We start from the raw sequence: 23,634 nt of genomic DNA on the forward strand, positions 1-23,634 counted from the left end.
GTGCGCGTTGTAGCGGTCCCCCTGTACTCCCGAGCCGCGCCTGGACGAACTGGGGGCCTTCCTCAAGGCACGCCGTGCGCAGTTGAGCCCCGGCGAGGTCGGGCTGGCCAGCAGGGGAGAGCCCCGGCGTGTCCTCGGTCTGCGCCGTGAGGAAGTCGCTCGGCTCGCCGTGATCAGCACCGATTACTACACGCGGCTCGAACAGGGCCGCGTCCAGGCGTCCGCGGCCGTCCTCGACGCCCTCTCGCAGGTGCTCCGCCTCGACGGCGATCAACGTGAGTACATCCTGACCCTCGCGGGGAAGACCGCCTTGCCCGCGGTCGGCAGGGGCGCTCGGCAAGAAGTCGAGCCGCAGATGCTGTACCTGCTCAACGGCTTCACTCTGACGGCGGGTTTCGTCATCGAAGGATCCCGAACAGCAGCTCGTCGTGTGGACCGCCGAACCCGGTAGCCGGACTCAGGACGCCTTGCGTTGTCTGGCTGCCGGGATCCAGAGGGCGCCGGATGGGCTGGACGGCGTCGCCTGACTCCGTGCACCCGCCCGCTCGCCCGGGCCGTGGCTTCATCGCGCAGGCGGACACCGGGAAGAATCTGATGAAAACGATTATCATGTATCTTCAGTGCGTTCCGGATCCCGAGAGAAGAAGCGAGGGCATCGATGCTGCGCCCACCGTCGAGACACGTCCGAGGCTGGATCACCGCAGCGATAGTGGGGTCCGTACTGGTCGGATGCGGCGCGTCCACCGAGCCGGCGGGCGAAGAAGCCCCCGCGGCCGGTACCAGGACCGACGTCACGGTGAAACCCATCAAGGCGGCACGGGAGTTGACCGACGCGAATGGCGTCAAGGTCTCCCTGGACAAGGAACCGCAGCGCATCGTCTGCCTGTTCGCGCTCTGCGACGACATCCTGACCGAGCTGGGCATCGTCCCCACGGCCACGAACAGCGAACTCCTCGCCCACCCCGACTTCCTGGGGGAGAAGAAGGCGAAGGAGGTCGACGTCATTCCCGGCGGGTTCATCGCTCCCGAGGTGGAGGCGATCCTCTCCCACAAGCCCGATCTCGTCATCGGCCTGGAGGACACCCACGGCAAGCTCGCCCCGGCCCTGAAGGACGCCACCACGTTCTGGCCCATGCAGCCCGAGACATGGCAGGACAGTGTGGGATACCTGCGCGATGTCGCCGCGCTCACCGGCCGCACCGCCGAGGGTGAGAAGGCCGAGAAGACCTTCCGCACCAAGCTCGCCGAGGCCGAGCGGACCAAGAGCGACAAGACCGCGCTCGTCATCTACGGCAGCGACGAGAACTTCGGTGTCGCCACGCCGGGGACGGACGTGGCCGGCGGGCTGTTCCCCAAGCTGGCGAACTATCCCTGGAAGTCCCGTGGCGTGGAGGGGAGCTACAGCCTCGAAGAGATCCTCGCGCGTGACGTGGACGTGCTGTTCGTCGAGACGATCGCCTTCGGCGACGCGGACGGCAAGCTGTCGGAGAAGCTGGCGAAGAACCCGCTCTGGGAGAAGATCCCCGCCGTGCGGAACGGGGACGTCCACGAGGTCGACTCCGAGGTGTGGGCCAAGGGCCGCGGCACCCGCTCACTGGGCATCGTCCTCGACGAGGCCACGGCCGCACTGCGGTGAGCGCACCGACCGCCACTGACAGCGCGGTGGGCGGGGTGGCGTCGGGCGGGCGGTACCGGCGACATCGCGGGGGCAGGCAACTCGCGGTGCTCATCGGCCTGTTGCTTGCGGCGTCCGCCTGCGCACTGAGCCTGGGCACGCCCTATGTCCCGCTGTACCGGCTGCCCGGTGCGCTGCTGGACGCCGACAGCACGCTCGCCGGGATCGTCGTCACGGAACTCCGCGTGCCCCGGCTGGTGCTGGCGCTGGTCGCCGGGCTCTGCCTGGGCGCGGCGGGGCTCGTACTGCAGGAGGCGCTGCGCAACGCCCTGGCCGTACCCGAGATGCTGGGCGTGTCGTCCGGGGCCGCGCTCGGGGTCGCCGCACCGCTGGTGCTGGCGGTGTCCATCCCCGCCGCCGTCGAGCCCCTGCTGGCCATCGGCGGGGCCGTGCTCGGAGGCGGGCTCACGCTGCTCGCCGCCGGGTGGGGGCGCAGCCCGTCCGCCGTCCTGCTCACCGGGGCCGCGGTCGCCGCCGCGCTGCAGGCCGCGCTGCTCGTGCTCATGGTGATGGCCGACCAGTTCGATCTCCAGTTGATCTACCGGTATCTCCTCGGCTCGCTCTCCGCTCGTACCTGGGACGACGTCACCGGGCTGTGGCCCTGGCTGCTCGTCGCGTTGCCCGCGCTCGTGCTGTGCGCGCCGGTGCTGTCGGTGCTGCGACTGGGGGACGAGGACGCCGAGGCGCTGGGGGTGCGCGCGCAGCGGGCCCGGTTCGGCGCGCTGGCCATCGCCATCGTGCTGATCGCGCCTGTGACGGCCGTGTGCGGGCCGGTGGCGTGGGTGGGGTTTCTCGCCCCGCACCTCGCCCGATGGCTCGACCCTGCGGCCGACGCGGTGCGCTGGCTGCCCTGGTCGGCGGCGTGGGGCGCGGTCGTGGTGGCCGTCGCCGACGTCCCGGCGCGGCTCGCGCTGGCGCCCGTGGAGACACCGGTCGGCGCCTGGACCGCCCTCCTCGGTGTGCCCGTCGGCGTCGCCCTGCTTCGGTCAGGCCCTCGGAAGCCGACGGCTCGGCGAGGAGCGACCCGGCCCGACGCCGCTCGCCCGGAGCCGCGGGGGACGGGTCCCGAAGCCGTTCCGGCCGCCGCGAAGGAGACCCGGTGAAGCGGCGCTTCGCGGTGTTCGCCGCACTCGCCGTCGTGTGCGCCTGCGCGGAACTGCTGGCTGGGAGGGGGATGTCCCCGGCGGTGGTCCGGGACGTCCTCGGCGGGGGYGGAGACGCGACCGAACGGCACATTCTGCTCCAGCTCCGCCTGCCCCGGATGCTGGTGGCCCTCGCCGCGGGGGCCTGCCTGGGCGTGGCGGGCCTGGTTCTGCAGTCCGCCCTGCGCAATCCGCTCGCCGGCCCGGAGGTCACGGGTGTGACGCCGGGCGCGGTGCTCGGGGCCGTCACCGCGACCGCTCTCGGGCTCGCGGGGTGGGAATCACCCCTCGCCGTGGTCGTGGCCGCCTGCGTGGGCGGGTGCACCGGAGCCGCGCTGCTGTGGCTGCTCGCGGGGCGTGGCCGGGGCGACCCCGCGCAGATCGCCTTGCACGGGGTGCTCGTCTCGGCGGTGCTCGGCGGGCTCACCGCCATGGTGCTGCTGGTCGCGCCGGGTGAGCTCGGCAGCGTCGTCCAGTGGCTCGTCGGCACGACCGAGGGCCGCGTGTGGCAGCACTGGCACCTGCTCTGGCCGTGGGCGCTCGCGTGGGGTGCCGTGGCGTGGCTGCTGGCCGGGCCGCTGACCCTGCTGCGGTGCGGCGACGACATCGCCGGTGCCGCCGGGCTGTCCGCCGCGCGGGCCCGGACCCTCGCGCTGCTGTGCGCGGTGGCGCTGACGGCCGGAGCGGTGGCCGCCGTGGGAGCGCTGGGCTTCGTCGGACTGCTCGTGCCGCACCTCGCGCTGGCCGTGTTCGGTGCGGACCTGCGGATGACGCTGCCCGGCGCCGCCCTGGTGGGCGCGGCCGTGGTGTGCGGGTCGGACGCCGCCGCGCAACTGCTGTCGCGGCTGCTGGCCCTCGCGCTGGACTCCGGGCGGCTCACGCTGCCGGTCGGGGCCCTCACCACCTGCGTCGGAGCCGCGCTGCTGCTGGCCGTCGTACGCCGCTCCCCGAGCCGAACGTTCTGATGCCGACGAAGGACAGAATGACCGAACCCGTGGGAATCCGCGCCGAGGGAGTCCACTTCGGCTACCCCGGACGCCCCGTGCTGCGCGGCGTCGACGTGACCGTCGAACCAGGCGAGCTGACCGCGCTCATCGGCCTCAACGGCTGCGGCAAATCAACCCTGTTGCGGCTCGCCGCCGGGCTGCTGCGGCCCGACCGGGGGCGCGTGCTGCTCGGCGGGAACGACCTCGCCCGGCTCTCCCGCCGCGCCACCGCCCGGCACGTCGCGCTGCTGCACCAGTCGGCCCCGGCCGTCCCCGGCATGACAGTGCGCCAACTCGTACGTCAGGGCCGGTACGCGGCGCGCGGCCCGCTCGGCATGCTGCGCGAGAGCGACGACCCCGTCGTACGGCGTGCGCTGCGCGATGTCGGCGTGGAGCAGTGGGCCGAGCGGGACGTCGACGCGCTGTCCGGGGGTGAGCGGCAGCGGGTCCGGCTCGCGATGGCGCTCGCGCAGGACACCCGGGTCCTCCTGCTCGACGAGCCGACCACGTACCTGGACCTGCACCACCAACTCGACGTGCTGCAGACCGTGGTGCGGCTGCGTGAGGAGCGGGGCCTCACCGTTGTGATGGTGCTGCACGACCTGGCCCACGCCGCCCGGTTCGCGGAGCGGATCGTGGCGCTGCGGGACGGCCGCGTGGTGGCCGACGGGCCGCCGAAGGAGGTCGTCACTCCGGGCCTGCTCGCCGATGTCCTCAAGGTGGCGGGGCGGGTCGGCCGGGACCCCGAGGGAGGCTGGCCGGTGTGCTACCCGGATCACCCCCTCCCCGGGGACGCGTATGAGGGGGCCTCGTGATCGTCCACCCCGAACTGCGTCGCGCCGCACGGCACGCACGGCGCCCCCTGCTCGCGGCCACCCTCCTCCAGGGGGCCGTCACCCTCACCCACCTCGCGCAGGCCGTGCTGCTGGCCGTCGCCCTCGCCGACGTGGCCACGGGCGACACCGACCGGCTCCCGCTGCTCGTCGGGGCGGTGCTCGGCGTCGTCGTCGCACGTGCCGGGCTCGGCTACGGGCAGCGGCGCTCCGCCACCCGAGCCGGAGCGCAGGTCAGGGTCCGTCTGCGGGACGAACTCCTCGACCACCTCGGACGGCTGGGACCCGCGCACCTGACCACGGCGCGTGCCGGCGCCGTCCGCACCACCCTGGTCGACGGGGTCGAGGGCGTCGACGCCTATGTCTCCCGCTACCTGCCCCAGCTCCTCATCACCCTCCTCGTGCCGCCCCTGCTGCTCGCCGCCCTGGCCGCGGTCGAACCGGCCGCCCTCCTCGGCCTCGTCCCCGCCCTGCTGCTCGCCCTGTTCGGGCCGCGCGCCTGGGACCGGCTCCTCGCCAGGCGCGGCAGGGAACACTGGGACACCTACGAGCAACTGGGCGCCGACTACCTCGAAGCACTCCAGGGCATGCCCGCCCTGCGGGCCGCGGGCGCCGTCGGCCGCACCCGGGAGCGACTGGAGGAACGCTCGGCGGCACTGCACCGGGCCACCGTCGCCAAGCTCCGCGTGTCGCTCGTCGACACCGGGCTCACCGACCTGGCCATCCAGGGCGGCACCGCGGCGGCCGCGCTGCTCGCCTGCTGGTCGGCCGTCACCGGGTCCACCACGGCGACCGGCACCTATCTGGTGCTGCTCCTGGCCTCCGAGTGCTTCCGGCCCGTGCGCGACCTGTCCCGCGAGTGGCACGCCGGCTACCTGGGCGTGTCGGCCGCCGACGGCCTCGCGGCGCTGCGCACCGCCCGACCCGCCGTGCCCGACACCGGAACGGCACGGGCACACTGGCCGGGCCCGCCCCAGCTGCGCTTCGAGAACGTGGAGTTCGCCTACGACGGCGCCGACGCGCCGGCGCTGCGGGACGTCACCTTCACGGCGGAAGCGGGACGGATCACCGCCGTCGTCGGCCCGTCCGGCGCGGGCAAGTCCACGCTGCTCGCCCTGCTCCTGCGCCATCGCGACCCACAGCGGGGCCGGATCACCGTCGACGGCCAGGACGTCACCGCGTACACGCTCGACTCACTGCGGCAGGGCATCGCCGTGGTCTCCCAGGAGACCTACCTCTTCCACGCCACGATCGCCGACAACCTGCGCCTGGCCCGGCCCGGCGCCCCGGACGACGACCTGATACGCGCCGCACGCACCGCGGGCATCCACGACGAGATCGCCGCCCTCCCCGACGGCTATGGAACGGTCCTCGGCGAACGGGGCGCCACCCTCTCCGGCGGCCAGCGCCAGCGCCTCGCCCTCGCCCGGGCCCTGCTGGCCGACGCTCCGGTGCTCGTGCTCGACGAGGCGACGAGCGCGGTCGACGAACGCCGCGAGGCGGACATCGTCCGCGCACTGCTCGCCGCCGCGGGAGGCCGGACCGTCCTGGTGGTCGCGCACCGGCTCGCCGCCGTCCGGCACGCGGACCGCATCGTGGTGCTCGACGGGGGACGCGTGGACGCCGTCGGTGCGCATGCCGCCCTCGTCGAGGCCGGGGGCGTCTACGCCGAGCTGGTCAAGGCGGGCCACACGTATGAAGGAGGACTCGTCGCATGAGCAGCACCACCGACGCCGACGTCGGCGTCTCGCACAGCAGCACCACCGACGCGTCCGTGCCCGCACGCGGCTCACTGCGTGCCCTGTTGCCGGCCCTCGGCGGACACCGGGCGATGATGGCCCGCACCTGCGCCGCGGCGCTCATGGAACAGGGCTCGCTGGTCGCGCTGCTGACACTGGCCGCGCACACCGTCGGTACCGCCGTCATCGCCGGCCACGCCCCCTCGCCCGGTACGGTCACGGCTCTGGTCCTCCTCGTCCTCGTACGCCCCCTGATGACCTGGCGCGAGATGGACCTCTCCCACGACCTGGCCTATCGGGTGCTGGCCGAGCTGCGAGTGCGGGTCTTCGACGGGCTCGCCCGCAGCGCACCCGCCCGCGTGGCCGGCCGGCGCAGCGGGGACCTGGCCGCGACGGCGATGGCCGACGTGGAGGCGCTGGAGTTCTTCTACGCCCACACCACGGCCCAACTCCTCGCCTCCGGCGTGGTGTTCACCGGCGGAGCCACCGCTCTGGCCACGGTGGAGCCCTGGCTGCTGGCAGCGGTGCTGCCGGTCGCCGCGCTGCTCGCCGTGGCACCCTTCGCCGACGCACGCGGACGCGCCGCACGCGGGGCCCGTACCCGGGCGGCCGCCGCGAAGCTGTCGGCCGACACCGTGGAGGCCGTCGACGGGCTGCGTGAACTGCTCGCCTTCGGCGGGCTGTCCCAGCGGCGCGGCCGTCTCGCCGAACAGGGCCGGAAGGTGGGCAAGGCCCAGCGTGCGGAGGCCACCTGGGAAGCCATGGCCGCCGCCGTACGCGATCTGCTCATCGTGCTCGCGGTCCTCGGCGTGGTCGCCGCCGCCGCGCAGTCCGTGGCCTCCGGACGGCTGGACGGAGCGTGGGCCCCGGCGGCGATGGCGCTCGCCCTGTCGGTGCTGGGCCCGGTAGCCGAGTCGGCCAGGGCGCTGAGCCAGGCCGTGGGGCTGCGTGCCGCGGCCGCCCGCGTCGACGCGGCTGTGAAAGCGCCCGCTCTCGCTCCGCCGCCCACCTCACCGCGCCCGCTTCCCCCCGGCCCGCTGGGCGTCCGGCTGCATCGGGTGAGTTTCGACTACGGGGGCCGGCCGGTGCTGGACGGGGTCGAGTTGACGGTCCCCGCGGGGCAGACCCTCGCCCTGGTCGGTGTTTCCGGAGCTGGGAAGTCCACGTGCGCCCATCTGCTGGCCCGTTTCTGGGACCCGTCCGAGGGAGCAGTCCAGTTGGTGCCCGGCGACGGCGCCGCCGTCGATCTTCGCGACCTGGCCGACGCCGAACTCCGCCGTGCCGTCGCCGTCGTGGGCCAGGACACGCCTCTCTTCCACGGCACCCTCGCCGACAACCTGCGCCTGGCCGCACCGGACGCGGACGACGACCTCCTCGCCGAGACGGCCCGGTTGTGCGGCGTCGACCGGATCGCCCCCATGGACACCCCCGTCTCCGAACGCGGCGCCTCCCTCTCCGGCGGTCAGCGCGCCCGGATCGCCCTCGCCCGCGCCCTGCTGGCCGACCCCAGGATCCTCGTGCTGGACGAGACCACCGCCCACCTGGACAACACCGGTGACGCTCAACTCGCCACCGCGCTCGCCCAGGGCGATCGCACCACCATCGTCATTGCCCACCGCCCCACCACCATTCGCCGCGCCGACCGCATCGCCGTACTCGAAGCCGGCCGCATCGCCGAACACGGCACCTGGGACGACCTCACAGCCCGCCCCGACGGCGCGCTCAACCGCGTACTGACTCCGGCCAGAGCGGCGTGACAAGCGATTACGCGACGAACAGGAGGACGCTGATCGCCGGCATCACCACGACGCTGGCGCCGTGGATGCCGTAAACGGCCGCCTTGGGCCCATTGCTGCGCAGCACGATCAGCGTCCTCGGTTTCGGCGTGCCGGGGATGCCGAAGCCAACCGGGGAGGAACCGCTCGAATTCCTCGTCACTCAGATCGCCGGCACCCCAGCGGCCGACCACGCGACAAAGGGCGTGCGGCACCGACCACTCCACGATCCCCGCCATGACCGAGGCAGTTCACAGCAGGACCACGCAGCCCCGCTGTTCCAGCTCGCAGAGCAGTTGCGGGGAGGGAGTACAGGGGTTCCAGCGCAGATCCAGCTTCTCCAGCGCAGGCATCCGTACGACCCAGCCCGGCAATTGGACGATGCGGTTGCTTCGCAGGTCGAGCTGGCGAAGCCGTGGAAGGCACATCACGGGCTCCGGCAACTCGTCGAGTGCGTTCTCCCGCAGGTCAAGGTGCCGTAGCTCGTCCAGTTCAGCGATCGAGGCCGGCAGACGTGTGAGCTTGTTCGCCCGGAGCCAGAGTTCGCGCAGCTTGCGGAGACAGCCGATGCCGACGGGCAGCGTGGTCAGCCGGCTGTATTGGGCGCGAAGTTCGATCAGCTCGGTCATCCGGCCGATGGTTTCGGGCAGGGCGGTGAGAGGGTTTTCACCGACGTTGAGATAGCGCAGCCGCACCAGGTTTCCCAGCGAGTCCGGGAGCCGGGACAGGTTGTTGTCGTGCAGGTAGAGGCAGCCGCTGAGTTCGGCCAGGTCACCCAGAGAGTCGGGAAGCGACGTGAGCTCGTTGTGGCCGAGATCCAAGGTCGTGAGCCGGTGCAGTTGTCCGATCCTGGAGGGGAGGTCCGTAAGCCCGTTGTCCGCCAGGATCAGCACCTCCAGCTCGGTTCGTCGCCAGACCGGCTCGGGCACTTTCCCGAGCCGGTGGCGCCAGAGGTTGAGTGTGGTGGGTGTGGGCTGCACGGCCGTTGGGTTCCCTTCCTTCGACGCTCCGGATACAGATTCTCGTGCCGGGGCTTGAGGTCCGTGCGGCGACGGGGCAGTTGGCTGGGACGTGCTGCCACGAGCCGACCGCTCACGCTCTCCGACTCTGCTATAGCATGCAGTGAATAATCTACTGTCAAGGAAGGCGACCAGTGGCGTACCGGCAGCGCCTTGACGGTGGTGCGGTGCGACCGTCAACAAACCCTCAGGTACATCGCGGGGCACCCGTCAAATTCGCCGACGAGGATCGGAGCCTCAATCCACTACCGATGAGGGATGCAGGCATGGCTACGCTCTTGTACCGGCTGGGCGCGCTCGGCGCTCGACGGTGGCGAACGATGTTGGTCGCATGGCTCCTGGCTCTCGGAGCGCTGATCGGCCTGGGGTTCGCGTTCGCAGGCTCCTTTCAGGACAGCAGCTCCATCCCCGGGTCACCGGCACAGACGGCTCTGACCAAAATGGACCGCCACTTCCCCTCCCCGGACGTGCAGTCCGCCCAGATCGTCTTCCAGGCCCCCTCCGGGCACAAGGTGACCGATCCGGATCTGCGGAAGGCGCTGGCATCCACCCTCGCGGCGACGAGCGACGTGAGCGGCGTGACCGAAGTCGGCGATCCGGCCGAGGACGGCACCGTTTCCCGGGACGGACGCACCGCGGTCGCGGAAGTCAGCTTCACCACCAAGGCGGATGAGGACGTACCCGCCGGCACGCTCGACGCGGTGAAGGCCGCGGGCAGCCAAGCCGAACAGGCCGGTCTGAAGACCATCTACGGAGGTGACGCCTACGAAGAGTCACATCCGCCCGTCGGGCCCACCGAGTTGATGGGGATGGGAGTGGCACTGGTCATCCTCGTCATCACCTTCGGATCGCTGGCCGCCGCCGGACTGCCGCTGCTCACCGCCATCCTCGGCGTTGTCGGCGCCATGGCCGCGATGATGGGCCTGGCGACGGTGTTCGGCGTGAGCGACAACGCACCCACCCTGGCCATCATGCTGGGTCTGGCCGTCGGCATCGACTACTCCCTGTTCATCGTCTCGCGGCACCGCGCCCAGCTCGCCTCCGGCATGCCTGTAGCGGAGTCCATCGCCAAGGCCAACGCAACCGCAGGCAGTGCCGTCGTGTTCGCGGGCGCCACTGTGATCATCGCCCTCGCAGGCCTCTCGGTCGCCGGCGTCCCCATGCTCACCTCCATGGGCCTTGCCTCCGCGGGAGCCGTCGCCGCCGCCGTCATCCTGGCCCTGGGCCTGCTTCCCCCACTGCTGGGAATGCTCGGCCGCAGGCTCATCCCCAAGCCCAGGACTCGCTCGAGTCGCAGGGCGGCACGGGCCGGCCGGACCCCGCTGGGCGTGCGCTGGACCGAGGGCGTGCTGCGTCGTCCGGTGCGTACCCTGATCATCGGATCCGTCAGCATCATCGCTCTCGCCCTTCCGGCGATGCAGCTGAAGGTCGCGGTCACTGACGAAGGCAACGGCCCCACAACGTCGGCGAGCCGTCAGGCCTACGACGCGGTCAGTGATGCTTTCGGCCCCGGAGCGAACGGTCCTCTCGTCATCCTCGTCGAAGACGACGACCCGACCGTCATCAAGTCCACAGCCACCGCCGTCGAGGACGCGCTGGGTGACATCGACGGCATCGCGGATGTCAGTGGCGTCGACGTGGCCGAGGACCAGACAGCCGCCCGCATCCAGGTGGTCCCCGACACAGGGCCGCGGACCGAGGAGACCAGCAAGCTCGTCTCACTCCTGCGTACCGAGATGCGGCCTCTCGCCCAGTCGAGCGGCAGCTACGTCGCCGTCACCGGCATGACCGCGGTCAGCATCGACGTCGCCGACAAACTCAGCGGCGCTCTGGCCCCCTTCGCGATCGTCGTCGTCGGCTTCTCGCTGCTCCTTCTGATGATCGCCTTCCGGTCTGTCGCCATCCCCGTCAAGGCCACCATCGGATTCCTGCTTTCCGTCGGTGCCGCGTTCGGAGCCACCGTCGCGGTCTTCCAGTGGGGCTGGCTGGCCGGCCCGCTGGGGGTGAGCAGCCAGGGCCCCGTGGCCGGCTTCATGCCCATCATCGTCATGGCCGTCCTGTTCGGACTCGCCATGGACTACGAGGTGTTCCTCGTATCCGCCATGAGGGAGGACTACGTCCACCACCGCAACGCACGCCTCGCCATCGTCACCGGAGCCCGCAACGCCGCCCGCGTGGTCACCGCGGCCGCCCTCATCATGATCTCGGTGTTCATCAGCTTCCTCTTCTCCCACGACGCCGACATCATGCCGATCGCGTTCGCCCTGGCCTTCGGAGTCCTGGTGGATGCCTTCCTGGTCCGCATGACCCTCGTACCCGCGGTCATGGCTCTCCTCGGCGACCGGTCCTGGTGGCTGCCCCGCCGACTGGACCGCGTCCTGCCGCACTTCGACGTCGAAGGCGGGGACGTCCAGGCCCCCGGCACGGTGCCTCAGGTTCCCCTCCAGCCCTCCACCCCAGTGACCATGTGACGCCATGAGACAGCAGGCCGATACCGGGACGTACATCGCTTCCGCCATGACGGCAGAAGCAGTGGCAGACGTCGGGCAACACGCACTCCGCCCGCACAAGGAGCACGTATGAACGCCGTCGACACACCAGGCACCACCGACCGCGTGCTCGTGATCGATGACGATCCCGGTATCCGGCGCCTGTTGATATCGGCCCTAGGCTTCGCCGGTTTCGAGGTCGACGTGGCAGCTGACCTGACGGAAGCCCTTCAGCAGATCGAGCGCCGGCCCCCCGACGTCATCGTTCTCGACGTCATGCTCCCGAGGGCCGACGGGTTCGAGATCCTCCAGCTGCTCAGGGCCCGTTCCGTGGACGTACCGGTCCTCTTCCTCACTGCCCGTGACGCGGTTGAGGACCGGGTACGCGGGTTGCGCCTGGGCGGGGACGACTACGTCACCAAGCCTTTCAGCGTCGTCGAAGTCGGCGCTCGTCTTCAGGCCCTCCTGCGCCGCACACGCAGTGAATCCCCCGCCCCTGAGGACACACCGCTGTGCTGCGCGGACCTCACCATGGACGATCGCCGTCACGAGGTCCACCGCGCAGGTCAGGCCGTCGAACTCTCACCCACCGAATACCGCCTCCTGAACTACCTTCTGAGCCACCAGGGCCAGGTTCTCTCCCGCGCCCAGATCCTCGAAGCCGTCTGGCAGTACGACTTCGGCGGCGACACCGTCGTCGTGGAACGCTTCATCTCCAACCTCCGCCGCAAGATCGACCAGGGCCATGCTCCGCTGCTGCACACCGTCCGAGGCATCGGCTACACCCTCCGGGAACAGGCCCAGAAGTGAACCTCCGCAGTCGCCTCACGTGGTCCCGCTCCAGCGTCCGTCTGCGCTTGCTGGCCGGCCTCGCCGTCCTCCTCGTGTGCGGCCTCACAGCCAGCGCGGCCATCAGTGCCTTCCTTCTGGAGGAGTTCATCGACAAGCGCTACGAGAGGACCCTCCGGCACAGTGCCGACCGCCTCACCGAAGTGATCGCACAGGGACCCCAGACCGCTGACGCAGACCAACTCGCCGCCCTGCTCGGAACCCCCCTCGGCATCGTCGCCGTCGATCCGGATGACAACGTCCTGGAAAGCACCGGATCCGCGACCCGGGCAGCCGACAAGATCGTCGAGCTCTGCGCGACGGCACCGGTCGGCAGCATCGTCACCTACGAAGGGGACGAAGGGCAGCACGGCCTCGCAGCGATCCGCATCCCCAGTCCCGGACTCATCGTCGACCGCGGAGGCGCCGACGACGTCGTCAAGCCGGCCGCCCTCGTCCTCACCATCGACACCTCCGTCGACGACAGCACCATCGGCTCTCTGATCAAGCGCCAACTCGCCCTGGTCGGTGCCGCTCTGCTGGTCCTGCTGGGACTCGCCGTCGTCGTTCTGCGCCTTGGCATGAGGCCCTTGGCCCGAATGGCCCGCAGTGCCGATGCCATTGCCGAGGGCCACCTCACGGAACGCCTGCCGGCCAAACGGAACGGCAGCGAAGTCGACCGACTCGCCGAAGCCGTCAACCGAGCCTTCGACGCACAGGCCCGAGCAGAGGCGACGGTGCGCTCCCTGGCCGCCGACACCTCTCACGAACTGCGCACCCCGCTCTCCACCATCTCCGGCTGGCTCGACCTGCACCGCCAAGGCGGTGTCTCAGGACCCGGCCTGGAAACAGCCCTGGATCACATCGAGAACGAAGTCGGACGGATGCGCCTGCTCGTGGAAGACCTCGCTCTGCTCGCTCGCCTGGATGCGGGCCGCCCCGTCGAGCAGGGCGACGTCGATCTCACCGCGCTGGCCGCCGGCGTCATCGAGGACGCGCAGATCATTTACCCGCTACGCAGCATCAGCATGACATCGGCACCGCCTGCTCCCGTCCTCGGCGATGCCAACCGTCTGCAACAGGTTCTGCGCAATCTCGTGGGCAACGCCGTCCAGCACACTCCCGCCCGGACCGCCGTACTGGTCGAGATCAGTCACCACCGTGATGACGTGCAGCTCTCCGTCATCGACGACGGCCCGGGCATCTCGCCTCAGGATCTGCCGCGTGTCTTCGAGCGATTCTGGCGCGCCGAGGCCAGCCGCAGCCGCGCCTACGGCGGCTCGGGTCTCGGCCTGGCCATCGTGGAAGCCATCGTGCACGCCCACCACGGCCAGGTGAACGTGGAGTCGGCGGTGGGAGTCGGGACCACCGTCACCATCCGGCTTCCTCACAGGCAGCGTAGGAGCTGACGGCTGGCAGCCCGTCACCTTGAGTGGCGACGAGGAATCCCGCATCGGCGACGTCGCGGACCCGAGCTCCCGCTTGTCAGCCGGAGAAGCGTGCGGCGAGGCGGGACGTGTTGGAGGTTCGGCTGTGCACGCGCATCAACTGCTCCGCGCGCTCGCCGTCTCCCGCCGCGATGGCATCGTAGATGGCGCGGTGCTGGCGGTAGCGGTCCCGCACAGCGCTGCGCCGGTCGCTGTTGACCTCGTGCAGGACACTGCCGCGCCGTTCGTCCGCGCCGAACGCGTCGACCATGTGCAGCATCTGAAGCAACGTGGAGTTACCACTTGCCTGGTCGATCACCGTATGGAACTGACGCATGCAGTCCAGGATCTCGACGACCAGCTCGCGTTCGCGTTCGCTGCCCGCACCGACTCCGTCGGCCTCGATGAGCAACTCGTCGGCCCTGTCGAGCAGTTCACACATGGTCCGCCGCTGTGCCACGGTCGACTTCTGCGCGGCGAGCCGCGCGGACAGTGCGCGCAGTGAGTCCTCGATCATGGTGAACTCGCGCAGTTCGCTCTCGTCGAACTTGGCGATCCGCACGGAGCGGGGACCGACCCTTTCAACGAGTCGGTCCTGTTCGAGGCGCCGCAGTGCTTCCCGGACAGGAGTGGCGCTGATGTCCAGCGATTCGGCCAGTCCCCGCTCGGTCACCTTCTCGCCGCGCTTGAGCGAGCCTGAGATGATTCCTTCGCGGATCGCTCGGTAGGCCTGGTCCCCCAAGGTCTCGGGCGCCATGAGTTGCGGCAGCTCTCCCATAGGCGGGATGTTATTTGCTGTAGCGTGTTCGGTCAACCGCAGCGGACGCGGTGGCTGTCGATGGGGGATCGCATGAAGATGTCGATCGACGACTTGCGGTTCTTCCAAGTCGTCGCTGCCAGCGAGACACTCACGGCGGCATCGCATCAACTCGGATGTTCGGTTTCCGTCATCAGCAAGCGCCTGAGGGCACTCGAGGAACGCCTCGACGTCCGGCTGGCCCAGCGAGGCACCCGCCGCCTGGTCCTGACCTCGGAGGGCGCCCTGTATGCGAGCAGACTCGACTCGATCCTCGATCAACTCCGGGAACTGGAAGAGCTTGTGACCGACAGCTCCGGGGAACTGCGCGGCTCCCTTGTCGTCCGGGCGACCCTCGGTCTGGGCCGAGCGCACGTGGCTCCGCTGCTGGCGGAGTTCGCAGCCCTGCACGCCCAGCTGCAGGTGCGACTCGACACGTCGGCGCTGCCTCTGCGGCCTCATCGGCGCGAGTTCGACGTGGCCGTTCACGTCGGCAGCCCGCCCGACTCCTCGATGCGGATGCGCCGGCTGGCGGAGAACCGTCGCGTGCCGTGCGCGGCACCGTCCTATCTGGACCGGCGCGGAACTCCCACCCGGGTAGAGGATCTCGCGCAGCATGACTGCATCGTGCTGCGCGAGAACGAGAGCGACTTCGCGCTCTGGCGGTTCGGTGATGTCACTGATCCGCGACATGTGCGGGTGCGCGGCTCCCTGTCGAGCAACGACGGGGACGTAGTGACCAACTGGGCCCTTGAGGGCCGCGGCGTGATCATGCGTTCCGAATGGCATGTCGGTCCCCATATCGAGAGAGGTGAGCTCGTTCGCGTCCTCCCTCACGTGCCGACGCCCGCGGCCGACATCTACGCCTTGCTCGAGGACGACGGACACGTTCCCCGCCGGGTGACGGAGCTGATCGATCATTTCGCGGCCCGCCTGCCTGCGCGTCTGGGGCGATCAGGGTGATGTGACAGAGCAGCCGAGCGCTCACAGCAGGCCGGTGCACGGGCTTTGGCCGCGCAGCGACCGGAACGGCACAGGCTTTCCAGAAGGGAAAACCCACCTTGCCGGTTACGGGCTTGTAACGCCCGTCGCCGCTGGCCAAGGTGGGCTCACGCCACGAGGTGGCCGCGACGCACCGGACCGGGCGTCCCCCACAGGCGTTCCCCACCGAACGAGCGCATCGACCACGCAGGCTGAGGAGTTGTTTCGTGCCGAAGACTTATCGCATCGCGGCGATCCCGGGCGATGGGATCGGCCGAGAGGTCGTCCCCGAGGGCCTGAGGTGTCTCCAGGCCGCCTCCGAGGTCCACGGATTCCGGCTCGACGTCACCGAGTTCGACTTCGCCAGCGCCGACTACTGGCTCGAGCACGGCACGATGCTGCCCGAGAACTGGCGGGAGCTGCTCGGCGCCTATGACGCGCTCTACTTCGGTGCGGTCGGATGGCCGGAAGTGGTCCCGGACCACGTGTCGCTGTGGGGCAGTCTCCTGCAGATCCGGCGAGGGTTCGACCAGTACGTCAATCTGCGTCCGGTCCGGCTGCTGCGCGGAGTGCGCAGCCCTCTGCGCGACTACCAGCCCGGTGACATCGACTTCTACGTCGTCCGCGAGAACACCGAGGGTGAGTACTCCAGCATCGGTGGCCGGATCTTCGAGGGCACCGACCGCGAGACCGTGATGCAGGAAACCGTGATGACACGGACGGGCGTCGACCGTGTGCTGCGCTACGCGTTCGATCTCGCTTCCACCCGCCCCCGCAGGCACCTGACCTGGGCGACGAAGAGCAACGGGATCTCGATCTCCATGCCCTACTGGGACGAGCGCGCCGCCGAGATGGCGGCCCGGTACCCCGGAGTGACCGCGGACAAGGACCACATCGACATCCTCACCGCCAAGTTCGTCCTGCAACCCGACCAGTACGACGTGGTCGTGGCCAGCAACCTCTTCGGCGACATCCTCTCGGACCTCGGTCCTGCCTGCACCGGCACGATCGGCATCGCCCCCAGTGCCAACATCAACCCGGACCGTACCTACCCCAGCCTGTTCGAGCCGGTCCACGGGTCAGCCCCCGACATCGCCGGCCTCGGCGTCGCCAACCCCGTGGGCCAGATCTGGAGCGGCGCGATGATGCTCGCGCACCTCGGCGAACACGAGGCCGCCGCGCGCGTCGTGGAGGCGATCGAGGCCGTTCTCGACGCACAGCCCGGTGTGCTCACCCCCGACCTCGGAGGCACGGGCACCACGGCCGAGCTCGGAAAGGCCATCGCGGACCGGGTCGTGGCGGACCTGCCCGCAGACGACAACGGGGGAGCGGTGGCCGTCGACCCGGCCGGAGAGGACACCTCGGCATCATGATCAGGCCTGTCTCCGACCCGATCGGCCTCGAAGTGCGATGGGACCGGCTCGCCGCCGCCACCGACGAGGCAGCCTCCACCATGCTCCGCACGGCCTTCTCCACGATCATCCGGGAGTCCCACGACTGCACAATCGTCCAACTCCCCGGTCATGACATGTCAGCAGAAAACGTCCCTGCGCGAGGGGAGGAGGCGAGCCGCGGTGTCCGGTCGATCCACTTCCCGGGACATGGGCTGACAGAGGCGACTGTCTGGAACCGATATGCGCTGACGGCCGGGACCGAACTGGCCGGCCCTGCCGTCTTCCAGGAACGAGAGGCGTCCTGCTCCTTCGGACCGGACTGCCGGATCAGGGTCGCTGACGACCTGCCCCTTCATCGTCGAGATCGGCCAGTGACTGTCCTCCGACACAGAGGGAGGGACGACCCCTCATGACGACGACGTCGGTAGGGCAGCGCTCACGGACCCGGCGCATCACGTTCCTGGTCGCTCTCGCGGTCTTCGCGCAGGAGTCGACCTGGAACTTCTACGAATCCCAGGTGCCACCGCTCCTGCGGGAACACATCAGCAGCGCAGCCGTGGTGGGTCTGCTGATGGGCATGGACAACCTGCTGGGCATTTTCATCCAGCCGTGGATCGGCAACCGGTCGGACCGCACGAGGACCTCCTGGGGGCGGCGCATGCCGTATCTCGTGGTCGGGATGCCCATCGCCGCCGCACTGTTCTTGACCATCCCGCACACCTCGGCGTCACTGCCCCTCCTGATCGCGACCATGTTCACGTACGCACTCGTGGCGAACACCTTCAAGCCGATCGCCGAAGCGCTCGTTCCGGACTTCATCGCGCCCGAGCGACGCAGCCGGGCCAACGCCGCAGTCAAGATCGCATCGAGTCTGACAGCCATCGTTGCGGCGGCCCTCAGCATTTTTCTGGTCGACAACCATCTGAGCATCGCGTTCGCGATCCCCGCGGTCATCATGCTGCTCTCCATCGGGGTGCTCGCGGCCACCGTGCGCGACAGCAGGTCCCCGGCCTACCGGGCCGCGGTGGCGGAAGGCCTTGAGATCCAGCACGCCGAGCGTAAGGAGCCACGCGTCCGGGACACCTTCTTCGAGATCCTCAGGGACACCGACCGCAGTCGGCTCCTGCTGCTCGTCGCGATCTTCCTGTTCGGCAGCGCGTGGGCCGCGTCCCGGTCGTTGATGACGCCGTACGGAACCGAGGCTCTCGACATGTCACGGGGAGCCGCCGGTGGCCTGACACTGCCCAGTGGTATCGCCTTCATCGTGGCGGCCTATCCGGCGGCGGTACTCGCCGAACGTTATGGACGTCTCCGGGTCATGGCCATCGGTATGTCGGTCTTCGCCGCGGCCATGGTGCTGGGGACGATCGTCCCGACACCGGCGGGCGCCGCCGTGGCCTTGTGCATCGCCGCAGCCGGCGCGACGTGTTTCCTGGTCAATGCGGTCGTGGTCCTGTGGAACCTCGCCCCTTCCGCCCGGGTCTTCGGGACCTACGCCGGCATGTACACCGTCGGCTGGGCCGGCGGTGGCTTCCTGGGCCCGGCACTGGTCGGCGCGATGGTCGACGTCACCGGCTGGCCCTTGATGCTTCTGGACGTCGCCGTCGTCGCCGCGCTGTCGATCGTCGTCGTCGTCAGGATCAGCGCCCTGCAGCGCCGAACCGCCCTGACCCTCGCCAAGTGACGAACCGAGTCCTGCGGCCCCATGCCATCCAGGCGACGGGCGCAGCCAGAGATGGGGAACGTGTGCCTCGCATCCTGATCACCACGGACTACCTACGGCCCGGCGACGAGGTCGACCAGTACCTTCGGACACACGGTCACACGACGGTCCACTCGCCCCTGGCCGGCCGACGCGAGCCGGAGCAACTCGTAGCCGCCCTCGACGGGGTCGACGCGGCGCTCGTCGCGAACGAGCCCTTGACCGCCGAGGTCCTGTCCCGAGCGCCCATGCTGCGGGCCATCGTGCGCACCGGCGTGGGCTACGACTCGATCGACGTCGATGCCGCGGCCGAGCTGGGGATCACGGTGAGCAATCTGCCGGGGATCAACGCCAACGCCGTGGCTGAGTACACCATCGCTCTGATGCTGGCTGCGGCCCGGCGCCTGGTGCAGAGCGCGGCGGGTGTCGAGGCCGGCGGCTGGCCGAGGGAAGACGGTCATGAACTGCGCGGCAAGACTCTCGGCCTGCTCGGGTACGGGGCCGCCGCGCGCGCCGTTGTGCCGCTTGCGCGGGCTTTCGGCATGCGGGTGCTCAGCACGACCGGTGTGCCGGAGAAGGAGCGAAGCGATGCGTCGGTGCGGTTCGTCGAGCTTCCCGAACTGCTGGCAACCGCCGACTACCTGTCGGTGCACACCGCGCTGACGGAACGGACGCGAGGTCTTCTCGGCGCCCCCGCTTTGCGTCAGATGAAACCGACAGCGGTCCTGATCAACACCGCGCGCGGAGCGATCGTCGACGCGCGGGCACTCGCCGATGCCGTGCGCACCGGACAGATCGCCGCGGCGGCTCTCGACGTGGTGAGCGACGAGCCGCTCGCGGCCGACAGTCCGCTGCGGAATGTGGACGGGATCGTTGTCTTCTCCCACCTGGCGGGGCAGACCGCCGAGGCCCGGGCGGCCGCCGGGCTCCAGGGCGCGGCAGAGGTGGTGGCCGCACTCGCGGGGCGCCCCCGGTTCCCGGTGAACGCTCACCTGTTGCCACAGACCTTCGCCGCAGAGTGAGCCGAGGGAGCCGAGTGACACCTAAGCGACAAGTGCCGAATGCCGATCGGAAAGATTCAGGAAGAGGAACGATGCGAAACGAACCGGATGGCTGCGTCAGGGTCCTGGCACCGACCGGCATGCTCGGGGCCGGCTTTCCCGAATCCACGATCGAGCACGGTCTGGAACTCGGCGCCGACGTGATCTCCGTGGACGGCGGGAGCACCGACTCCGGGCCCTACTACCTCGGCTCGTCCCAGCCCAAGACCACGCGCGCGGCAGTCGCCCGCGACCTGCGTGTGCTGCTGAAGGCCGCGGCACGTGCCGGCATCCCGCTGATCGTGGGCTCGTGCGGCACCAGTGGCACCGACCATGGTGTCGACTGGGTCGCGGGCATCGTCGCCGAGATCCTTTCGGACGAAGGGCTGCGCCTGCGGGTTGCCCGGATCTACAGCGAGCAGGATGCCGACACCCTCAAGGAGCGTCTGGCGTCAGGGCACATCCATCCTCTGCCTCCGTTGGGGGACCTGCAGCCCGAGACGATCGAGAACTGCACCCACATCGTGGGCATGATGGGACATGAGCCGATCGTTGCCGCGCTCGAAGCCGGCGCCCAGGTGGTGCTCGCAGGCCGCGCCACCGACACCGCCGTCGCGGCCGCCTATCCCCTCATGAAGGGGATGCCGTCCGGACCGACGTGGCATGCCGCCAAGATCGTCGAATGCGGCGGACAGTGCACCAGCAACCCACGTGCCGGTGGGGTGCTGGCCACCATCGACGCCGACGGCTTCACCATCGAGCCGCTCGACCCCGCCGTCTCCTGTACGCCGATCCTGGTTGCCGCGCACATGCTCTACGAGACGGCGAACCCCTTCCAGATGCGCGAGCCCGATGGAACCCTGGACGTCCGCGAGGCCACGTACACGGCTCTCGACGACCGCACGGTGCGGGTCGAGGGCTCGCGGTTCCACGTCGCCGACCAGCACACCATCAAGCTGGAGGGCGCCCGGATCACCGGCTACGAGACGCTGTCGTTCAGCGCTGTCCGCGATCCGCACATCCTTGCGAACATCGAGGACTGGGCCGATCTTCTGCGCGTGATGCTCACACAGCGGGTGGAGCAGACGCTCGGTCTCAGCGAAGACAAGTACGCCTTCGACGTACGTCTCTACGGCTACAACGCGGTACTGAAGGACCTCGACCCGGGCCAGGAGGCGCCTCGTGAGGTGGGAGTCATGCTTCTCGTCAACGCGCCGGACCAGGAGACCGCCACAGCCGTGGCGAAGATCGCCAACCCGTTGATGCTGCATCTGCCCACACCCGACATGGACTACCTGCCGAGTCTCGCGTTCGCCACCTCCCCGGCCGAGGTCGAGCGCGGGCCCGCGTATGAGTTCGTGCTCAACCATGTCGTCGACAGCATCACCCCCACCGACATGTTCCGCATCGAGATCGAGGAGACCTCACACCATGGCTGAGACCGGCCCCACCACTCTCGGAGACCTGGCGTTCGAGGTCCGGTCGAAGAACGCCGGGCCCTTCTGGGTCACCATGGAATTGTTCATGCGTGACTCGGACGGTTACGGCATCGCGGCTGACGAGTCGTTCCTCAACGAGCGCACGGTCGCCGAGCTCTACGGAGTCGACGAGAGCGAGATCCAGATGTTCCGCATCCCGTCGCTGAACGTCGTCAAGATCTCTTTCCCTCGTCCCGTCAGCCAGGCTTCGCTTCGCGACCGTGACATCCACTCCGGTCAACACCATGTGCCGCTTGCGATGTTGCCCGTGCCCCCTGCCGACGGCACCCGGGAGCGGTGAGCGCGGGAGGAGCCGATCCATTGGCCGCGGCGGCCTGAGTGAAGGACTGCGGACATGGGCGCCGAAGAACGTATAGACCCGCAGGTGCGGGCTCGCCTTGACCAGTATCTCAGCCTCGTCGGCCCTCAGGGGCTGAGCGGCATCGACAGCATCACGGCCCGACGGCAGAGGCAGGCTGAACTCTCCGCTCTCCGGCCCAAGGCCGCCGCACACCATGACGTCGATGTCCGTGACTTCTCGATCCGGTCCGACACCTCCCCGCATACCGCCGTTCAGGTGCGGGCCTACCGACCTGCAGGAAGTGCCGTGCCCGCGCCGTGCATCTGTTACGTCCACGGTGGAGGACTGGTCACGGGAAGCATCGCCGGTGACGAGGCGAAGGCCGTCGAGCTCGCACAGGCGACAGACTGTGTCGTCGTCTCGGTGGAGTATCGCCTGGCACCTGAGAACCCTTACCCCGCTGCGGTCGACGACTGCTATGCGGCTCTCGCCTGGACAGCGGCACGTCAGCATGAGCTGCGCATCGACCCGCACCGCATCGCTCTCTACGGACCGAGTGCGGGCGGCTGCCTGGTCACGGCCGCCGCCCTGCTCGCCCGTGACCGAGGCGGTCCTGAGATCGCTTACCTGACGCTCGTCTCGCCCATGCTGGACGACCGGCAGACGACACACTCAAGTCACGTCAACACCGGGTTCGGGGCATGGAGCCGCGAGGCGAACCGCCAGTCCTGGCAGGCGTATCTGGGAGAGGACTTCGGTACCGAGAGGGTGTCGCCCTACGCGGCACCGGCACGTGCCGGCAATCTCACGGGGCTTCCGCCGACGTACATCGACACTGGTGACCTCGACTTGTTCCGCGACGAGGCCATGGACTTCGCGCAAAGACTCATGTGGGCAGGAGTGCCGACCGAACTGTATGTCTACCCTGGCGGCATTCACGGCGGTGAGAGTCTTGCCCCCGAGGCCGATCTGAGCGTGCGAGTCCGGTCACGCCGTCACAGCGCACTGCGCAGGGTGCTCGCGACACCTCCGTCCACCGACATCGGCCCCGCCATGGTCAGGTGAGCTGGGCGGCGAGGAACTCCTTGACTGCCGCCAGCACCGCGAAGTGGTCGTGGGCTACGCCGGGGATGACATCGAGACGTGTATCGATTCCGTGGGCGCGCCAGTTGGCCCGCAGAGAGTTGATGCGGTCCATGCGGCTGGTCCCGGTGGGCGCGGCTCCGCCGGCGTCGGGAGGTGGCAGATCGGCGGTGCCGTTGTCGTCCTCGCCGATGACCAATTGCACGGGCAGGCCGCGCAGGGCGGCCGGGTCGGCATCGGTCGAGAACTGCTCCTTCATGTCGGCTGTGCCGTGCGGCCAGGCCCGTGTGGGGTCCAGGAGGGTGATGCGTCCGGGCGCGCCGATGGACAGCGAGGCCAGTCGGTCGGAGTGCAGGTAGGCGAAGCGGTGGGCGAACTGGCCGCCGCCGGAGAAGCCGTGCAGGTGGAAGCGGTCGGTGCGCACGTGCCAGCGAGCGGCGGCTTCTTCGACCATGTCCAGCAGCAGCTCGTCGGGGCGGAATCCGGTGGTGGACAGGAGCTTGTAGCTGTCCACGTCGTTGGGGCCGGTGATCCCGGCGGGGAAGAGCGGGGCGAGGACGACACAGTCGTGGGCCTCGGCGAAGTCGGTGAAGGCGTTGCGGAGCGTTTCGCTGCGCCGCCGCGTTCCGTGGACGGTGACCACCAGAGGGCGAGGCGGGACGTCGGGGCTGTGGTGTCGGGGGACGTAAAGGCAGTAGGAGAAGCGCGGGTCGCGGGCGAGGGCGAACTGCGCTGTGGGGCCGGTGAGGAACGAGATGCCGGGGTGGCCGGCGGGCAGGTCCCAGGGCGCCAACGGGCGTTCGGCGGTCATGCGGTGTGCTCCTTGCCCACGGAGAGGTCCATCAGCGGTGCGTACTACTGGTCTGCGTAGCAGTCGTTGTCACGCAGGTCGCCCGTGACCGTCGGGCGGGGGAGGGAGACTCCTTGCTGAGGAAGCCGCCGACTA

General features: G+C 69.7%; 21 protein-coding genes. 18 read left to right on the plus strand and 3 right to left on the minus strand.

Features of this window, described 5'->3' with window-relative positions:
- The first annotated feature begins 49 nt into the window (after positions 1–49).
- The 7 genes from CA983_RS00645 (at position 50) to CA983_RS00675 (ending at position 8,132) form a co-directional block, all read left to right on the plus strand.
- Positions 50–451 (plus strand): helix-turn-helix domain-containing protein, encoded by a 402-nt coding sequence (locus CA983_RS00645; protein ID WP_425276407.1) that lies wholly within the window; start codon positions 50–52, stop codon positions 449–451.
- Positions 452–658: 207 nt separating this feature from the next.
- Positions 659–1,636 carry an ABC transporter substrate-binding protein gene (locus CA983_RS00650; RefSeq protein WP_208636853.1) on the plus strand — a complete coding sequence of 326 codons (978 nt, stop codon included), beginning with the start codon at positions 659–661 and terminating at the stop codon, positions 1,634–1,636.
- 101 nt (positions 1,637–1,737) lie between these two features.
- On the plus strand, positions 1,738–2,778 hold the full coding sequence (locus tag CA983_RS00655; RefSeq protein WP_244206537.1) for a FecCD family ABC transporter permease: 1,041 nt from the start codon (positions 1,738–1,740) through the stop codon (positions 2,776–2,778).
- Complete coding sequence (locus CA983_RS00660; RefSeq protein ID WP_086598882.1) at positions 2,775–3,782, plus strand: FecCD family ABC transporter permease; 1,008 nt, start codon at positions 2,775–2,777, stop codon at positions 3,780–3,782. The genes CA983_RS00655 and CA983_RS00660 overlap by 4 nt, the downstream gene beginning before the upstream one ends.
- 17 nt (positions 3,783–3,799) lie before the next feature.
- A complete protein-coding gene (locus tag CA983_RS00665; protein WP_086598883.1) occupies positions 3,800–4,618 on the plus strand; it encodes an ABC transporter ATP-binding protein in 819 nt (272 codons plus the stop codon).
- Entirely contained in the window at positions 4,615–6,354 is a 1,740-nt protein-coding gene (locus tag CA983_RS00670) for an ABC transporter ATP-binding protein/permease (RefSeq protein ID WP_086598884.1), read from the plus strand. The genes CA983_RS00665 and CA983_RS00670 overlap by 4 nt, the downstream gene beginning before the upstream one ends.
- Positions 6,351–8,132, plus strand: a complete 1,782-nt coding sequence (locus CA983_RS00675) for an ABC transporter ATP-binding protein (protein ID WP_107500184.1) — start codon at positions 6,351–6,353, stop codon at positions 8,130–8,132. The genes CA983_RS00670 and CA983_RS00675 overlap by 4 nt, the downstream gene beginning before the upstream one ends.
- Before the next feature lie 269 nt (positions 8,133–8,401).
- On the opposite strand, the gene CA983_RS00685 is transcribed toward CA983_RS00675, so the two are convergent.
- Positions 8,402–9,079: a leucine-rich repeat domain-containing protein gene (locus tag CA983_RS00685; RefSeq protein WP_425276406.1), complete on the minus strand. Its 678-nt coding sequence runs from the start codon at positions 9,077–9,079 to the stop codon at positions 8,402–8,404.
- Positions 9,080–9,435: 356 nt separating this feature from the next.
- Here CA983_RS00685 and CA983_RS00690 point away from each other — a divergent pair, with 356 nt between their 5' ends.
- From CA983_RS00690 to CA983_RS00700, 3 genes are all read left to right on the plus strand, one after another.
- Positions 9,436–11,640: an MMPL family transporter gene (locus CA983_RS00690; protein ID WP_244206530.1), complete on the plus strand. Its 2,205-nt coding sequence runs from the start codon at positions 9,436–9,438 to the stop codon at positions 11,638–11,640.
- Positions 11,641–11,748: 108 nt separating this feature from the next.
- Positions 11,749–12,468, plus strand: a complete 720-nt coding sequence (locus CA983_RS00695) for a response regulator transcription factor (protein ID WP_086598887.1) — start codon at positions 11,749–11,751, stop codon at positions 12,466–12,468.
- A 47-nt stretch (positions 12,469–12,515) separates the two neighbouring features.
- Positions 12,516–13,895 (plus strand): sensor histidine kinase, encoded by a 1,380-nt coding sequence (locus CA983_RS00700; RefSeq protein ID WP_158101814.1) that lies wholly within the window; start codon positions 12,516–12,518, stop codon positions 13,893–13,895.
- 76 nt (positions 13,896–13,971) lie between these two features.
- On the opposite strand, the gene CA983_RS00705 is transcribed toward CA983_RS00700, so the two are convergent.
- Positions 13,972–14,691, minus strand: a complete 720-nt coding sequence (locus tag CA983_RS00705) for a GntR family transcriptional regulator (protein ID WP_086598889.1) — start codon at positions 14,689–14,691, stop codon at positions 13,972–13,974.
- Positions 14,692–14,763: 72 nt separating this feature from the next.
- Between CA983_RS00705 and CA983_RS00710 the strand changes: the two genes are divergently transcribed.
- The 8 genes from CA983_RS00710 (at position 14,764) to CA983_RS00745 (ending at position 22,670) form a co-directional block, all read left to right on the plus strand.
- Entirely contained in the window at positions 14,764–15,672 is a 909-nt protein-coding gene (locus CA983_RS00710; protein WP_086598932.1) for a LysR family transcriptional regulator, read from the plus strand.
- 245 nt (positions 15,673–15,917) lie between these two features.
- Positions 15,918–17,063 carry a tartrate dehydrogenase gene (locus tag CA983_RS00715; RefSeq protein WP_086598890.1) on the plus strand — a complete coding sequence of 382 codons (1,146 nt, stop codon included), beginning with the start codon at positions 15,918–15,920 and terminating at the stop codon, positions 17,061–17,063.
- A complete protein-coding gene (locus tag CA983_RS47035; RefSeq protein ID WP_086598891.1) occupies positions 17,060–17,497 on the plus strand; it encodes a hydantoinase B/oxoprolinase family protein in 438 nt (145 codons plus the stop codon). Before CA983_RS00715 ends, CA983_RS47035 begins: the two co-directional genes overlap by 4 nt.
- Positions 17,494–18,768, plus strand: coding sequence for an MFS transporter (locus CA983_RS00725; protein ID WP_086598892.1), 1,275 nt, complete (start codon positions 17,494–17,496; stop codon positions 18,766–18,768). Before CA983_RS47035 ends, CA983_RS00725 begins: the two co-directional genes overlap by 4 nt.
- Complete coding sequence (locus CA983_RS00730) at positions 18,765–19,808, plus strand: phosphoglycerate dehydrogenase (protein ID WP_244206531.1); 1,044 nt, start codon at positions 18,765–18,767, stop codon at positions 19,806–19,808. The genes CA983_RS00725 and CA983_RS00730 overlap by 4 nt, the downstream gene beginning before the upstream one ends.
- Before the next feature lie 71 nt (positions 19,809–19,879).
- Complete coding sequence (locus CA983_RS00735; protein ID WP_086598894.1) at positions 19,880–21,265, plus strand: acyclic terpene utilization AtuA family protein; 1,386 nt, start codon at positions 19,880–19,882, stop codon at positions 21,263–21,265.
- Positions 21,258–21,605 carry a DUF4387 domain-containing protein gene (locus CA983_RS00740; RefSeq protein WP_086598895.1) on the plus strand — a complete coding sequence of 116 codons (348 nt, stop codon included), beginning with the start codon at positions 21,258–21,260 and terminating at the stop codon, positions 21,603–21,605. The genes CA983_RS00735 and CA983_RS00740 overlap by 8 nt, the downstream gene beginning before the upstream one ends.
- Positions 21,606–21,659: 54 nt before the next feature.
- Positions 21,660–22,670, plus strand: coding sequence for an alpha/beta hydrolase (locus CA983_RS00745; RefSeq protein ID WP_086598896.1), 1,011 nt, complete (start codon positions 21,660–21,662; stop codon positions 22,668–22,670).
- Here the strand turns inward: CA983_RS00745 and CA983_RS00750 are convergent.
- Positions 22,663–23,499, minus strand: a complete 837-nt coding sequence (locus tag CA983_RS00750) for an alpha/beta hydrolase family protein (RefSeq protein WP_086598897.1) — start codon at positions 23,497–23,499, stop codon at positions 22,663–22,665. The genes CA983_RS00745 and CA983_RS00750 overlap by 8 nt on opposite strands.
- Positions 23,500–23,634 lie beyond the last annotated feature (135 nt).

The sequence above is a fragment of the Streptomyces swartbergensis genome, from assembly GCF_002148965.1.
Lineage (GTDB): Bacteria > Actinomycetota > Actinomycetes > Streptomycetales > Streptomycetaceae > Streptomyces > Streptomyces swartbergensis.

Excerpts from the sequence above, each read along its gene's own strand:
- CA983_RS00650 (WP_208636853.1), top strand. The coding sequence starts at position 659 with ATGCTGCGCCCACCGTCGAGACACGTCCGAGGCTGGATCACCGCAGCG.
- CA983_RS00745 (WP_086598896.1), top strand. The coding sequence starts at position 21,660 with ATGGGCGCCGAAGAACGTATAGACCCGCAGGTGCGGGCTCGCCTTGAC.
- CA983_RS00705 (WP_086598889.1), bottom strand. The coding sequence starts at position 14,691 with ATGGGAGAGCTGCCGCAACTCATGGCGCCCGAGACCTTGGGGGACCAG.
- CA983_RS00675 (WP_107500184.1), top strand. The coding sequence starts at position 6,351 with ATGAGCAGCACCACCGACGCCGACGTCGGCGTCTCGCACAGCAGCACC.
- CA983_RS00750 (WP_086598897.1), bottom strand. The coding sequence starts at position 23,499 with ATGACCGCCGAACGCCCGTTGGCGCCCTGGGACCTGCCCGCCGGCCAC.
- CA983_RS00725 (WP_086598892.1), top strand. The coding sequence starts at position 17,494 with ATGACGACGACGTCGGTAGGGCAGCGCTCACGGACCCGGCGCATCACG.
- CA983_RS00690 (WP_244206530.1), top strand. The coding sequence starts at position 9,436 with ATGGCTACGCTCTTGTACCGGCTGGGCGCGCTCGGCGCTCGACGGTGG.
- CA983_RS00740 (WP_086598895.1), top strand. The coding sequence starts at position 21,258 with ATGGCTGAGACCGGCCCCACCACTCTCGGAGACCTGGCGTTCGAGGTC.
- CA983_RS00735 (WP_086598894.1), top strand. The coding sequence starts at position 19,880 with ATGCGAAACGAACCGGATGGCTGCGTCAGGGTCCTGGCACCGACCGGC.
- CA983_RS00665 (WP_086598883.1), top strand. The coding sequence starts at position 3,800 with ATGACCGAACCCGTGGGAATCCGCGCCGAGGGAGTCCACTTCGGCTAC.
- CA983_RS00695 (WP_086598887.1), top strand. The coding sequence starts at position 11,749 with ATGAACGCCGTCGACACACCAGGCACCACCGACCGCGTGCTCGTGATC.
- CA983_RS47035 (WP_086598891.1), top strand. The coding sequence starts at position 17,060 with ATGATCAGGCCTGTCTCCGACCCGATCGGCCTCGAAGTGCGATGGGAC.
- CA983_RS00710 (WP_086598932.1), top strand. The coding sequence starts at position 14,764 with ATGAAGATGTCGATCGACGACTTGCGGTTCTTCCAAGTCGTCGCTGCC.